The sequence below is a fragment of the Protofrankia coriariae genome, from assembly GCF_001017755.1.
In the GTDB taxonomy this organism is placed as follows: Bacteria; Actinomycetota; Actinomycetes; order Frankiales; family Frankiaceae; genus Protofrankia; species Protofrankia coriariae.
In genome coordinates this window covers 100,253-114,444 of the sequence record NZ_JWIO01000006.1, presented here as the reverse complement: position 1 = coordinate 114,444, position 14,192 = coordinate 100,253, and the positions used below count along the sequence as shown (strand labels likewise).

Annotated in this window: 10 protein-coding genes and 1 pseudogene; 2 read left to right on the top strand and 9 right to left on the bottom strand. The window is 70.1% G+C overall.

The genetic code is table 11. The features are described from left to right. On the bottom strand, nt 1-883 hold an 883-nt coding region (locus FrCorBMG51_RS05865; RefSeq protein ID WP_157180413.1), incomplete at its 3' end, for a serine/threonine-protein kinase. Nucleotides 884-2,393: 1,510 nt separating this feature from the next. On the opposite strand from FrCorBMG51_RS05865, the gene FrCorBMG51_RS05860 reads away from it, so the two are divergent. Further along, nucleotides 2,394-3,983, top strand: coding sequence for a GGDEF domain-containing protein (locus FrCorBMG51_RS05860; RefSeq protein ID WP_052914365.1), 1,590 nt, complete (start codon nt 2,394-2,396; stop codon nt 3,981-3,983). A 232-nt stretch (nt 3,984-4,215) separates the two neighbouring features. On the opposite strand, the gene FrCorBMG51_RS05855 is transcribed toward FrCorBMG51_RS05860, so the two are convergent. The 8 genes and pseudogenes from FrCorBMG51_RS05855 to FrCorBMG51_RS05820 form a co-directional block, all read right to left on the bottom strand. After that, nucleotides 4,216-4,719: a DUF3618 domain-containing protein gene (locus FrCorBMG51_RS05855; protein WP_047222077.1), complete on the bottom strand. Its 504-nt coding sequence runs from the start codon at nt 4,717-4,719 to the stop codon at nt 4,216-4,218. A gap of 227 nt (nt 4,720-4,946) precedes the next feature. After that, nucleotides 4,947-6,350, bottom strand: a complete 1,404-nt coding sequence (gene proS, locus FrCorBMG51_RS05850) for a proline--tRNA ligase (protein WP_047222076.1) — start codon at nt 6,348-6,350, stop codon at nt 4,947-4,949. Between the two features lie 183 nt (nt 6,351-6,533). Next, complete coding sequence (locus FrCorBMG51_RS05845; RefSeq protein WP_013875410.1) at nt 6,534-6,818, bottom strand: hypothetical protein; 285 nt, start codon at nt 6,816-6,818, stop codon at nt 6,534-6,536. Between the two features lie 247 nt (nt 6,819-7,065). After that, a pseudogene (locus FrCorBMG51_RS05840) lies at nt 7,066-8,171 on the bottom strand (HhH-GPD family protein). Between the two features lie 201 nt (nt 8,172-8,372). After that, on the bottom strand, nt 8,373-9,452 hold the full coding sequence (gene disA / locus FrCorBMG51_RS05835; protein WP_047222075.1) for a DNA integrity scanning diadenylate cyclase DisA: 1,080 nt from the start codon (nt 9,450-9,452) through the stop codon (nt 8,373-8,375). Between the two features lie 108 nt (nt 9,453-9,560). Continuing rightward, nucleotides 9,561-11,012 carry a DNA repair protein RadA gene (radA, locus tag FrCorBMG51_RS05830; protein WP_047222074.1) on the bottom strand — a complete coding sequence of 484 codons (1,452 nt, stop codon included), beginning with the start codon at nt 11,010-11,012 and terminating at the stop codon, nt 9,561-9,563. A gap of 223 nt (nt 11,013-11,235) precedes the next feature. Further along, nucleotides 11,236-11,820, bottom strand: coding sequence for a copper chaperone PCu(A)C domain-containing protein (locus tag FrCorBMG51_RS05825; RefSeq protein ID WP_157180404.1), 585 nt, complete (start codon nt 11,818-11,820; stop codon nt 11,236-11,238). Nucleotides 11,821-12,245: 425 nt separating this feature from the next. Next, on the bottom strand, nt 12,246-13,139 hold the full coding sequence (locus FrCorBMG51_RS05820; RefSeq protein WP_047222072.1) for a hypothetical protein: 894 nt from the start codon (nt 13,137-13,139) through the stop codon (nt 12,246-12,248). A gap of 458 nt (nt 13,140-13,597) precedes the next feature. On the opposite strand from FrCorBMG51_RS05820, the gene FrCorBMG51_RS05815 reads away from it, so the two are divergent. After that, the gene (locus tag FrCorBMG51_RS05815; RefSeq protein WP_006545253.1) at nt 13,598-14,080 is read left to right on the top strand and encodes a CarD family transcriptional regulator; all 483 of its coding nucleotides are present in this window, start codon (nt 13,598-13,600) and stop codon (nt 14,078-14,080) included. Nucleotides 14,081-14,192: the final 112 nt, after the last annotated feature.

The window sequence follows — 14,192 nt, the reverse complement described above, 5'->3', positions numbered from 1 at the left end:
CCGCCGATGGCGGCGGCGGTGGCTGGGGGGCGACCATGACCCGCCGGGTGACCTCGTCCGCCAGGTCGGCGCTGTCCGGATAGTTCCGGACGATGCCGGTGACGAGCTCGACAGCGGTGGGCCGTCTGGCCGGGTTCCGGTCGAGAGCGCGCCGCAGCAGCACCGTGAGGCCTTCCGGTATGCCGCGCAGGTCCGGCTCCTCCCGCAGCATGCGCAGGGCGGACGTGGTGGGTGTGTCCGCCGCGAACAGGTGGCGGCCGGTCGCGGCGAACGCCACACACATGGCCCAGGAGAAGATGTCGGCCGCGGGGCCAGCCCGTTCGCCGCGCAGTTGCTCCGGGGCCATCCAGGCGACCGTTCCGATGATGTGGCCGGTCTGGGTGTGCTCGGTCGTGTCGATGGCGTGGGCGACGCCGAAGTCGATGACCTTCGGCCCGTCCCAGGCGAGCAGGATGTTGGACGGTTTGAGGTCGCGGTGCACCAGTCCGGCGGCGTGGATGGCGGCGAGGGCGTCGGCGAGGCTCGCGGCGAGGTCGACGAGCATGGACCCGCTCAGCCGCCCCCGCTCGCTGACGGCCGCCGAGAGGCTCACGCCGTCGACGTACTCGGTGGCCATCCACGGGCGTTCCGCGTCGACGTCGGCGTCGCGGACCTCCGCGACGAACCTGCCACGGACGCGGCGCGCGGCCGCGACCTCCCGGCGGAACCGTTCCCGGAAGTCCGCGTCACCAATCAGCTCCGGCCGGATGACCTTCACCGCCATGGGGTGGCCATCCTCGTCGAAACCAAGGTAAACAGCGCCCATCCCGCCGGCACCCAGTCGTCCCTGGAGCCAGTATCTCCCGACTTTTCGGGGATCAGCGTCGGTCAGCGGCGCCAGCACGCCCGCTCCTCTCCTGCGACTTCCCCACCCTGGGGATCACGCTACCGAGTTGACGGGCATTGTGGCTGTGAGCGCATCAACTTTCCCGAGTGGGAACAAAACCGGTCACCGCGTTCAAACGTACGATTGATCACATCCTCTTGTCACTGCCGGACCGGCGTGTAAAGGTCGTGTACAGATAAAGGATTCGCAGGTGGTCGGGCCGGTTCCCTGATATCAGGAATCAGCTGGCCCGGTAGGGCCGGGGGCGTCGTGCCACCGACAGGTCGTGGACGGCGTGGTCATGTTTTTCCGGTGCGTTTGCCCCCGGTCGGACGCGGCTGCCGCGGAAGCCGCTCGGGGAGGTCCGGAAGGCCCAGCTTCCCGGGGTGTGCGGTAGCGTGCGGCGCGTCGGTGTCCGGGTCCGCCCGGGGCTTCCAGGGCCGTCCGGGTAAATACGTTCCGTTTCGTATCCGGAAGCCCACGGGACTGCCCATGGTGTCGTTTCCCACTGTCCGTCCCCGTGCTGCGGCGTCGTCCGGTGACGGTGTTTCCGGTCACCTGTCCCGCTGTGATGAAACCGGTTTGTGGCATATGCCGCACCCAGGCCGCCGCCGGCGTCCGCGGCTGAGTGGACAAGCAACGCCCGCTGCCCGATCCCGAACTCCATGGCGACGTCCAGCCAGCCCCGCAGGCCGCGTGGCCAGGCTGGTCGCCGGTGCCGGCCACCCCGCCACGGTGGGCCGACGGCGGCGCGTAGCGCACGGATCTCCTGGCTACACCTCGTGGCCACGCTCCGGATAGGACGGACCCGTACGTTGATGGAGAAAAGCATTCCTCCATACTGTTTGACTGAACCCGAAGACGGACGAACAAGTCGACGTAAGGGATGTCGGTCACGTGATGCTTTGGGCGTACCGGCCGTTGTCCTCCGGTGGGCCGGCCAGCCGGTCGTTCGCCGGCGCGGACCAGCCGTCCGCGCCGAGATGGCGACGCGGCGGAGGAACAGGGTGGGGTACGGCGGCGAAGCCGCTTTGCGTCACGCATAGTGGCCGTCGCGGCTTCCCGGTGGATCAAAGAGAGCGTGATTGTACCGCTTTCGCTCGGGTGGTCCGGAAGTCGGTCCGGCAGGCCCGGTGGTCCGGCTTCCCGACGGGACCAAGGTTCTGTGATCATGATTCTGTTGGCCATGGGTCCGCGGTCCGGAAGGCTCGCAAGCCGCTTCGGCGGACCCGGCATCCCAGGCTGCCGGGAGATCTCGGCCGGCTGGCGCCGGTCGTCACCAGAGTTGTCCGGGAAAGCTGGCCGAACCGGTTGCCGGACTTCGTTGCCAAGTAATTTGGAAGGCTTTGCCCATCGGAGTACTATTTTTGTATCGTATCGTCGGTATGAGATTTTCCACGCCGCCGGACAGGTCCGGGCATCTCGTCATGAAGGCCGTTTCCAGGATGACACGAACCCTGACATTTCACCGAGCCGTCCGGGCGGGCGGGTTTCGCGGTCGGCCGCCCTGCCGCCGGGGGGCGACCTGATGGGGCGGGGACGGGCGGATTCCGACCAGGCCGTGGGTCGGCCGTGGCTGCTCTATCTGACGGCCGGCACCGTTCTCGTGATCGGATACTGGCTGACACCCGTCGGTGATACGGGGCGGGCGGCACTCTACTGCCTGATCGGCGTGTCGTCGGTGGTGGCGGTCCTCATCGGTGTTGTCCGGTTCAGGCCCACGCCGCGGCTGCCCTGGCTGTTGCTGGGAGCCGGCCAGGTTGTGTACGTGATCGCCGGCATGACCTGCTGTCTGCTGTACGACGTACCCGACACCATGGATTTCCGGACCGTCTCCGACGCCTTCGTCCTGCTCCGCTACCCCTTCGTGGTTACGGGCCTGGTGCTGCTCGCCCGGTACCGCACCCCCGGGCGTGACCTGCCTGGTCTGCTGGACACCGGAACGTTCGCGGCCGCCGTGACCATGTTGGCGTGGGTCTATCTCATCGGGCCCCGCGTCCGCGGCGGCCCCGGCCGGCTGGGTGAGGCCGTCCCGTTGCTCGGGCACCCGGCCATGGATCTCGTCCTGTTCGCGGTCGGAGTCAAACTACTCCTGGGATCCGGCCGCCAACCGTTGGCTCTCTTCCTGCTCATGGGAAATCTTGTGGCAGTCATGACGGCGGACACCCTGTACGGCCTGCAACGGTTGAACGGTACCTACCAGCCGGGAAACATCCTGGACGTGATCTGGCTCGCCGGTTCTCTCGCACTGGGCGCGGCGGCGCTGCATCCGACAATGGCCCGTATTGCCGACCAGGCTCCGGCCGGCGACGTCGGCCTCGGCCGATGTCGCCTTGCCGTTCTGTTCGGTGCCGCCCTGGTCGCACCTGTCACAATGCTGGTGCAGTATGCCCGCGGGATCACCCACGACATTCCGGTGATCGCCGTGGCGTACACCCTGATGTTCCTGTTGACGATCGCCCGGATGACGGTCCTGCTCTCCGACCAGCGTCGGCTGGCAATCACCGACGCATTGACCGGCCTGTACACCCGTCGTTTTCTTGAGGCGGAACTGCCGATAGAGCTCGCCCGGGTACGCCGTACCGGCGGCCTACTGGCTCTCTTCATCATAGATGTCGACCATTTCAAGGCGATCAACGATCATTACGGTCATCCAGCGGGTGACCGGGTGCTTGCCGAGATTAGCGTCCGGCTGCGCGGGACCACCCGCCCGGGCGACGTGCTCGCCCGTTATGGCGGTGAGGAGTTCGCGTTGCTGGCCCCCAACGTCCATCTGGACGAGCTCAGCGTGGTCGCTGAACGGATGCGGACCAGAGTGGCCGCCAACCCGATCACGGTGAATGCCGACATCTCGCTTTTCGCCACCGTGTCGGTGGGCGCCTGTGCCTTTCCCGTGCATGTCTCGGACCAGGTGGAGCTGGTCGGTATGGCGGACCGGGCCCTGTACAGGGCCAAAGCGCTGGGACGGGACCGCACCGTGGTATGGGACGACGTCGCATCAGCCACAGCCGTGCCCGGGGACGGGCCCGGCAGCGCCGCCGACAGCCGAGAGGCCCGAGAAACCCGGGAGACCCGGGAGACCCGGAACGCGCATGACATCCGCACCACAACCGCGTGAGGCCGTTGGCGTCGGGACCGGGAATCCGGGAATACGAAAATACGGCGAACCTGGCGGACACGGATATACACGGGGAGACGCGGGAAAGCTCGACCGGGCCCGGCAGCCGTTGCTGCATCCGCGGTCCGCTGACCGAAGCGGACATGCGACCAGCTGACCGTACGCGGTCAGCTGACCGGCCGTTTCATGCCCGGTTACGCGGCGGCCGAGGTGGACTTACATCCAGGCGAACTTATTCGTACCAGTTCCGATGGCGGCGCCGCCGCACGACGGTGAGGACGGCCGCGCCGGTCACCGCCGTACCGGCCACACCGGCCGCCACGGCCCGGGTGGCGCCGGGATTGTCCGCGGCCCGGCTGCGCGTCGTCCGTATCACCTGGCCCGTGGATTCCCGGATTTTTCTGGTGCCCGCGGCAATCTGCGGATTCTGGCCGGCCCGGTGCACCAGTTCGTCCGCGGCCTGTCTGGCCCGATACGCGCCGGCCGAGGCCCTGTGTGCCGTTACCGACGCTTTGGGCCCGAGCTCACCCGCATATCCGGCGAGTCGGATGCGGGCGCCGGCCGTGCCGCTGACCACCCGTTCCCGGGCGTGGGTCACGGCGCTGCGGGCGTCCTCGGCGGTCCGTCCAGCGACCCGGCCCGGACTTACCCGCTCCGACAGCAGGCCGAGTTCTTCGCTGAGCCGGGACCTGGTCAGCTCGATGTCCGTTCTGATCTTGTCCGGATTCTCGCCCATGAGCGTGCTCCCGTTCTCCTCGATACTCGCGACCGTGCGACAGCGCGGCAGCTCCCGCTCGGACCGGAATCCGCTCGGGCGGGAGCCACGTGGCGGCGTGGCCGTGTCGGCGGTCGGGCATCACAAGCCCGATCTTGGAAATACCCGGGGACGGCAGAATTAATCGACAATACGGCCGTTGGCCCGCGGGCCGTGGCCCGGCCAGCGGGCCCGGTCAGTAGGCCCGGTCAGTAGGCGCGGGCGACGATGCAGACCAGGTCGGGCTCGTCCCCGCTGTCCGGGAGCGTTCCGTCCGGCCGCTGGATGCAGCGGACGGTCAACGACTCCTCGGCGAGCTTGGCCTCGCCGCCGTCACCGACGGCGGCCCACGGCAGGCGGGCGAAGCCCACCGACGCCGCCTCGACCGCCTCGGCGAGGTCCGACACGTCGCGGGTGCGGGCGTCACGGGCGGCCAGGGCCGCGTCGTACATGTTCTGCTGGACGTCGTCCAGCAGCGCGGGCACCCGGGCCAGCACGTCGTCGAGCGGTATGGTGATCTTCTCCGAGGTGTCGCGGCGGGCCAGGGTGACGCTGCCGGCGGCAAGGTCGCGCGGGCCGATCTCGACACGTACCGGGATGCCCTTGAGCTCGGCGTCGGTGACCCGCCGGCCGAACGACAGGCCGGGCCGGGCGTCGAGCTGGACGCGTACCCCGGCGGCCCGCAGCCCCTCGGTGATCTGGGAGACCCGCTCGAGGAGCGCCGCGTCGTCCCGGACGGGCAGCACGATCACCTGGACGGGTGCCAGCCGCGGGGGTATCCGCAGCCCGTTGTCGTCACCGTGCGCCATGATCAGACCGCCGATCATGCGGGTCGACGAGCCCCACGACGTCGTCCATGCCAGGTGCCGCTGGCCGTCGGCGCCCAGGAAGTCGATGTCGAAGGCGCGCGCGAAGTTCTGCCCGAGCTCGTGGCTGGTCGCCATCTGCAGCGCCTTGCCGTCGCCCATCATCGCCTCGAGGGTGAGGGTGTTGATGGCGCCGGCGAACCGCTCCTTCGCCGTCTTGCGGCCGACGAGGACGGGCAGTGCGAGCACCGAGGTCATGAACTCCCGGTAGACCTCGAGGTGGATGCGGCGGGCGTAGGCGGCGGCGTCCGCCTGGTCGACGTGTGCGGTGTGCCCCTCCTGCCAGAGGAACTCGCTGGTGCGCAGGAACAGCCGGGGGCGCAGTTCCCAGCGCACCACGTTCGCCCACTGGTTGAGCAGCAGCGGCAGGTCGCGGTAGCTCTGCGTCCACTTCGCCATGTACTCACCGATCACGGTCTCGCTGGTCGGGCGGACCACCACCGGCTCTTCCAGCTCCTTGCCGCCGCCGTGGGTGACGACCGCGAGCTCCGGGCTGAAGCCCTCGACGTGCTGGGCCTCCCGGCGCAGGTAGCTTTCCGGGATGAACAGCGGGAAGTAGGCGTTGACCGCCCCGGTCGCCTTGATCCGGGCGTCCACGTCGGCCTGCATCCGCTCCCAGATCGCGTAGCCGTACGGTCGGATGACCATGGTTCCCCGGACCGGGCCGTTGTCGGCCAGTTCAGCTTTGGCGAGCACGTCCTGATACCAGCGAGGGAAGTCCTCACCGCGGGGAGAGAGTATGGCCACCCGCCCACGATATTGCCTGGCCGTCCCGTGCGGTCCACCCGCCCGGAGGCGATGTGGCCGTCACGGTTCGCGGCCAGGTCACGGCTACCGGGACGGCCTGGCGTCACACGCGCCACGGCGCCGCGTGCGCCGTCTCTACCGCTTACCTCTGCTTACCTCTGCACGCACTTACCTCTACACGCGCTACACGGCCGGTCCGGCCAGGTCTTCGGGACTGTCGCCGTAGCACCCCGGTCTTTCCCGGAAGACCAGTGACAGGTCGACGTCACCGTGGAAACTCACCAGCGCGGCCTGCGGTGGCACCATGATCATTGCGGACGTCAGGTCGGACGCGGTCGCTCCGGTGCTGAGAACGAGTTCGTGGTCAACCAGTGGGCCGTGCCGCACCGTCACCACCTCGGCGAGCGAGGCCGGCGCAGCGGCGGGTATGCCTCGGGGTTCGGGAACAGGGTCGCCGTCGGTGTCCATGTTCGGGCCTCCTCGATGTGAAGTTAGCAATCCGGTCCGATGCGTTCGCGGCCAACTGTGTGGTCCTTTTTCCGGCCAACTCGAAACGATTTACGAATTACGCTCTTCAGTACCATTTCCTGGGATCGGCACTGTTTGCTTCGGGCTGGCTGGCTGGCTTGTTGCTGGATGCTCACGGAATCTTACCTTGCTTTATAGCAAATACCGAGGAAGGCCGGTCGGCCCGGGGCTCCGTCCGCTGGGTGGGCTATCCGCCGGATGGGCTGTGCACGCCGGGCCAGACCTGTTCGCCGGGCAGGGCGTACACGCCGGGCGCGACTGCGACGACGAGGCCGTCGTCGAGCAGCCCGTGCAGCGCACGGCCGCGCTGCACGGGCTCGTCCCACACGGTGTCCAGGACGTCCTGCGGCACCGGGACGGGTGACTCGCGCAGCACCGCGAGCAGCTTTCCGCGTACCTGCCGGTCGGTCCCGGCGTAGCTCTGCGTGCGTCGGCCCGTGTCCGCGGCGGCCGGGCTGCCCGCCCGCCNNNGGCCGGGCTGCCCGCCCGCCGCCAGGCGCACTCCCACCGCAGCGGGCAGGCCTCGCACCGCGGGGTACGCGCGACACAGACCAGCGCACCGAGCTCCATGAACGCGGCGCTGGCCTGAGCCGCGCTCTCGGCGTCGTGGGGCAGCAGGGACTCGACCAGTTCGAGGTCCCGGCGTGACACGGCCGTCCGCTGGTCGTCGCGGCCGTTGACGGCCCGGCCGACGAGCCGCCGGACATTGACGTCGATCACAGCGTGGCGCTGACGGAAGGCGAACGCGGCGACCGCTCTGGCGGTGTAGGTCCCCACTCCCGGCAGCCGAAGCAGATGCTCCAGGTCGTCGGGAACCAGCCCGTGGTGCTCCTCGGTGATGGCCACCGCGGCCTGGTGCAGCCGCAGCGCCCGGCGCGGATAGCCCAGGCGCCCCCACATGCGGACGGCCTCGCCGGCCGGCTCCGCGGCGAGCGCCGACGGGGCGGGCCAGCGGTCCAGCCAGGCCTGCCATGCCGGCAGCACCCGGTTCACCGGCGTCTGCTGCAGCATGATCTCGCTGACGAGAACCGCCCAGGGGCTCGCCTCCGGGTGCCGCCAGGGGAGGTCACGGGCGTGGGTCGCGTACCACTCGAGGACGGCGTCGGAGAACGCCGTCGAAGCCCCGGGGCCGGGCCTGGCGGCCGTGGCGGCCACGGGTGCCACAGCGGCCGGTTCGGCCGCGTCGACCGACACCGCGTCGACCGCATCGGCTACGGCGGCCGCATCGGCCGCAGCAGTGGTCACGGATGCCGAGGTGGCCGTGGGAGAGGCGGTGGATGCCATCCCCGCCATCCTGGCATGGCCGCCGGCCGGGCAGGCCGGGGCCCACAGGTGGGCTGGGCCGCGCGGCCCACCGCCATCGGTCGGCGGTCATCGGCTGGCGGCGCGTGTGACGCGAACGGACGCCCGTCTCCGCGCTGTCCAGCGGTTCACACGGGCACGCGAGGGTGCACCATGCGGTGCTTCACATGCGGCCGCACACAGCCGTTCCGGTTACACGTAGCGTTCGAGGATGCTGGATTCGGCGAGGCGGGAGAGCCCTTCGCGGACGGCCCTCGCGCGCGCCTCGCCAACGCCCTCGACGGCCTGCAGGTCGTCCACGCCGGCGGCCAGCAGCTTCTGCAGGGTGCTGAAGTGGTCGACGAGCCTGTCCACCACCAGCCGCGGCAGCCGGGGCACCTTGGCCAGCATGCGGTAGCCGCGGGGGCTGACCTGGCTGTCGAGCACGTCCGCGCCGCCGGAGAAGCCCAGCGCGCGGGCGAGCACGGTCAGGTCCAGCAGCTCCGTCGACGACATCGCGGACAGCTGCGCCAGCACCTCGGCGGCGGTACCGACCTTGCCCCCGGACGGCAGGTAGTCACGGACGGTGAGTTCCCGCTCGGTTTCGACTCCCGCCATCAGCTCCTCGAGCTGGAGGGAGAGCAGCCGGCCGTCGGTTCCCAGCTCGACGACGTAGCCCTCGATCTCGTCGGCGATGCGGCGGACCATCTCCAAGCGCTGACTGACCGATATCGCGTCACGAACAGTAACAAGATCTTCGATTTCAAGCGCGGAGAGCGTGCCGGCGACCTCGTCCAGCCGCATCTTGTAACGCTCAAGGGTGGCCAGTGCCTGGTTGGCCCGGGACAGGATCGCGGCCGACTCGTCGAGGACGTAGCGCCGGCCCGCCACGTACAGCGCGATGATGCGCATCGACTGGCTGACCGAGATCACCGGGTAGCCGCTCTGCTTGGCGACCCGTTCGGCGGTGCGGTGCCGGGTGCCGTACTCCTCGGTGAAGATCGTCGGATCGGGCACCAGGTGGACGGCCGCGCGCACGATCCGCTGAAGATCGGACGACAGGACGATCGCGCCGTCCATCTTCGCCAGTTCCCGCAGCCGGGTGGCGGAGAACTCGACGTCCACCTCGAAACCGCCCGTGCAGAGGCCTTCGACCGCCTTGTCGTGACCAAGTACGATCAGGGCGCCGGTGTGGCCGCGCAGGATGCGTTCGAGCCCGTCCCGGAAAGGGGTACCGGGGGCGACAGTGGCCAGTGTCGCCCGGAAGGTGTCATCCCCGGGTGATCCTGCCATCTGGCTCCCTCTGTGTCGGGGCGTCCCGCCCTGGTCATGGTATCGGGCCGGCTGCTTTGCCATGCCGCTCCTGCGTTGTTGTAGCGGTGTTTTCACCGAATGTGCTTTTCATTCGCTCGCGCCGTACATGTGCCGTATCGCCTGGCCCAGGTCGGAAACCTCGATCGTCGTCATGCACTCGGGCGCCGGGCCGGCGTCCGGAGGTACCAGCGCCCGCCGGAAGCCGAGTCTGAAGGCCGCGGTCAGCCGCCGGCGGACCGCGCCCACCGAGCGGACCTCGCCGGCCAGGCCGACCTCCCCTATCGCTATCAGGTCGCCGGGGATGGGGCGGTCCTCGACACTGCTGATCGTGGCCAGCGCGATCGCCAGGTCGGCGGCCGGCTCGGCGAGCCGGACACCGCCGACGGTCGCCGCGTAGACGTCCGACTTCCCCAGCTGGATGCGGCCACGGCGTTCCACGACGGCGAGGATCATCGCGACCCGGGCCGAGTCCAGCCCGGAGACCGCCCGGCGCGGTACGGCCGCGGCCGAGCTCGCCACCAGCGCCTGCACCTCGGCCACCAGCGGCCGGCGGCCCTCGACGGCGACCGTCACGCAGGTGCCCGCCACGCCGTCCATCGGCCCGCCGTCGTGCCAGCGGGACAGAAACAGCCCGCTGGGGTCGGCGACCCCGCGGATGCCGCCGTCGCCCATCTCGAAACAGCCGACCTCGTCGGACGGGCCGAAGCGGTTCTTGCTCGCCCGGACCAGGCGCAGGGACGAGTGGCGCTCGCCCTCGAAGTGCAGGACGACGTCGACGAGATGCTCGAGCAGGCGCGGCCCGGCAACGGTGCCGTCCTTGGTCACGTGGCCGACGATGACGGTGGCCATGTCCAGCGCCTTCGCCGCCCGGATCAGGGCCGCGGTCACCTCACGGACCTGGGTGACCCCGCCGGCGGCGCCTTCCGTCGCGGCGGTGGTGATGGTCTGTATCGAGTCAACCACAAGCAGTTTGGGGCGGACCTCGTCAACGTGGGTGAGGAGGGCTTCCAGGTCGGTCTCGGCGGCGATCCACAGCTCGGGGTGCACCGCCCCGGTGCGGCCCGCCCGCAGCCGTACCTGCGCGGCCGACTCCTCACCGGTGACCACCAGCGCCCGCGCGCCGGAGGTGGCGCTACGGGCGGCGACCTCGAGCAGCAGCGTGGACTTGCCCACGCCCGGCTCCCCGGCCAGCAGGACGACCGCCCCGGGCACGAACCCACCGCCGAGCACCCGGTCGAGCTCGGTGACGCCGGTCGGACGGCTGCGGGCCGTGGTGACGTCGACATCCGACATCGGACGTGCGGGCGCCGTGACCACCGCGGCGGGTCGCGCCGCCAGGCTGCGGCTGCTGACCCGGTGGGCCGCGCGGGCGGGGGGAACCTGTGCCTCGACCGTCCCCCACGCCTGGCAGCGCGGACAGCGACCGGTCCACTTGACGGCCTCAGCACCGCATCCGCTGCATCGGAAGCCGCCCGAGGCGACGCGGGAGCCGGACGGGCCTGGTGCGCTCGGTCGGGGAACGGGAGGCCGAGAGGACATGGCCCGCACCGTATAGGCATGCTCCGACAACTACTACGGGGCGGTGGATAATCGACGTTGTCGGCTGTACGACAGCGATTATTATGATCTGTCCCAACGGATCATAATAATCGCTTTTGCCCGGACGTCGTCCGGCCCGCGGCAACGCGGCACCCCACTGCCCAGGGGCGACACCGAAGCCGGCTGCCACGACCCGCGGTAACGGCTGCCCAGGCCGTCCGGGTCAGTGCGCCCGGTCGGTGGAGGCCACGGCGCGCGGCGTGGGCGTCGCGCTGGTGGCCGCGGTGGCCTGCGCGGGCGGGGTCGTCACCGTGGGCTGCGCGGACGCCCCGGGAGCGGCCGGCTCCACCGGGACGTTCAGGGTGACGCTGCCGGCCTTGGCGAATGTGAACGTGACCGGGATCGCCTGCCCGACGAGCAGCTCGCGGTTCAGCCCCGTCAGCGTCGGAGCGCTGCCATTGGCGATGTAGATGACGCCGCCGCCGGGCTTCAGAACCGACGACGCGGGTGCCACGCCACCGTTGGCCGCGTCGGAGCTGACCTGGATGATCTGGTCTTCCTGGGTCCCCCCGTTGAAGAAGGCCGAAACCACCTGGGCGTCCCCGCCCCTGGCCGCCGGCCCGGCCACGTAGACGTTGCGCAGCGCGATGGTGCCGACGGCACCGGACACCGTGTTCGTGGTCGTGCGGGCCTGTGACGTCAGCGTGTCGCTGCCGGCCGCGCAGGCGGAGAGCGCGGCCGTGCCGATCAGCGATGTGGCGGCCACCAGCAAGGCGGTCGCGGTACGCACACCCGGGCGGTGGCTCACGAGTCGGCTGCTCCTCGGTGCGGAACCGACGATCGTCACGTCGGTGTCGGTTGACCCCGTCGCCGGGCCGGCGGACGGGACGGGCACGGTCCCAACCCCAGGACGCACATTCGCACAGAACTCGCATACGTGCAGAGTCCGACCGCGGACCACATGTTAGTGCAGGTCCTCCCGCGGCGCGGCGAACCAGCCATGGGACGCCGCCGCGCTGCGGGCCTGCTGGCCGACACCCGGGAGACGGCCATGACAAACCCATGGCAAGCCATGACAAGACACAGCAAACCGTAACAGGACGGGCGGGCCGCGACAGCCATGCCGGCAGCGCCTGTTCGGAACATCGCCGCGCGATGGACGCAGGGTCGGCCCGGGGCCGGTCGGGCCAGGCCAGGCCGGGCTGGGCCGGGCCGGGCCGGGCCGGGAGGCGCCTATCGGCCCGGCAACGCCCCCAGCCATCCCTCCAGGCGGTCACCGACGGTGAAGATACGTGGCGGGTGCACCAGGCGGCCGTCCATGGCGACGAGCAGCAGGGTCGGCTGCCGGGGGTCGGCCCGGTACAGCCGGGACAGGGAGGCGCCCGGGTCGTTGTAGCCGACGGCGAACCCCGCGGCCGCGTCCGGCTGACGGACGAGCCGCTCCAGCGAGGGGTCGTCGGTCCACGGCGCCACAAGATAGGTCGGTATCGGCCGGCCCTCCCGGGCCTGGCTCACGATCTCGTGGATGGCCCGCGGGCACTCGCAGGCCACCGGCAGGAGCACGATCAGCGCTGGTCGCAGATCAGTGGCGGGACGGGAGGTACGGGCGGTACTGAGCGGGACGCCCGGCAGCAGCCCGCCGACCGCGCCTGGCGGGGCGGTCGTGGACGCGAGCGGGACCGCGCCCTGCGGCGCGAGCGGCCGCGGATGCGCGAGGACGAGCGGCACCATCGCGCCCAGCGCCGCGAGGACGATGACGATCAGTGCGACGGCAGCCCCGGAGGTGTGGCGAGGGCGCCCGCCCGGTGCCCTCGGACGGTCACGTCGGTCGAGCCGCTCGAGCAGGTCGGGCCGGTGACGCCTGCCGGGCCGGCGGCGCCGGCCGCGCAGGCTCCGCAGGCCCGGGACCAGCCGGTCGACGCGCTCCCGCCGCCGTTGCGCCCGCAGTTCGGCCTGGTAGGCGGCCACCTCGTCGTCGAGTTCGCTCAGGTCGTCAGGGATCCTGACGTCGACCGGGGGAAGCTCTTCCCAGCGTTGATGCGGAAGGTGGGCGTGCTGGTCGTCCTCGTGGCCGGGGCCGTTTCCGTCGTCCCCGGAGGCGGGAGGCGGCGGCGGTGTGACGTGCACCCCTCCATCGTGGCCGATGGACGGTCCATGTGCCGGGTGGTATAGGAAGCTGGTGCCGTGTCAGCAGGGCGGACGCCAGCGGGGCGCGCATCGTCCGGGGGCGGCATCGTCCGGTACGGCGCGGCCCGGGGCGTCGTACACGGTCGCGTGACGACACCCCGGGTGGATTCCACCAGCGGGCGCGGTCCGAGCGGCGCGGCGGTGCGGCTGCCCTTCCTCGATCATGACGCCGATCACGGCGTCACGGGGTAGCGGGAAGCACAGCAACAACATCCGGGTGAGCTGTCCATGCTGGTGGCCATTGCCTGTTTCGCCTGGTCCGGAGCGTCGCCGAGGCGCGCTGGACGCGTCACCGGGACGTCCGGACGGGCCGTCGTCGACCTGTTCCACAAGCACGCGTCTGACCTGCGTCGATGCACGCGTGTTACCCTGGTGAAGGCGGAAGGGGCACTTGACACATGGCGTTCCAAGTCGGCGAGACCGTTGTTTACCCACATCACGGTGCTGCTCTCATAGACGCGATTGAAACACGCGTCATCAAGGGCGAGGAAAAGCTCTATCTCGTGCTCAAGGTTGCGCAGGGTGACCTCACTGTGCGCGTCCCCGCAGACAACGTCGGGATGGTCGGTGTCCGTGATGTGGTCGGCCAGGACGGTCTTGAGCGGGTGTTCGAGGTCCTGCGGGCCCCGCACACCGAGGAGCCAACCAACTGGTCGCGGCGTTACAAGGCGAATCTCGAGAAGCTCGCCTCGGGTGACGTGAACAAGGTCGCCGAGGTCGTTCGTGATCTCTGGCGTCGTGATCGCGAAAGGGGGCTGTCCGCTGGTGAGAAGCGCATGCTGAGCAAGGCGCGTCAGATTCTGGTCAGTGAGCTGGCGTTGGCCGAGGGCACCAACGAGGACAAAGCCGAGGCGATGCTCGACGAGGTACTGGCGGGTTAGTCGCGGCGGCGGATACTCGGATAACCAACGCGTCTGAATCTATTTGACGCTTTTTATGCATATGTCTGACCGTGTGGCCGCGGTCGTGCCGGCAGCCGGCCGCGGCGAGCGT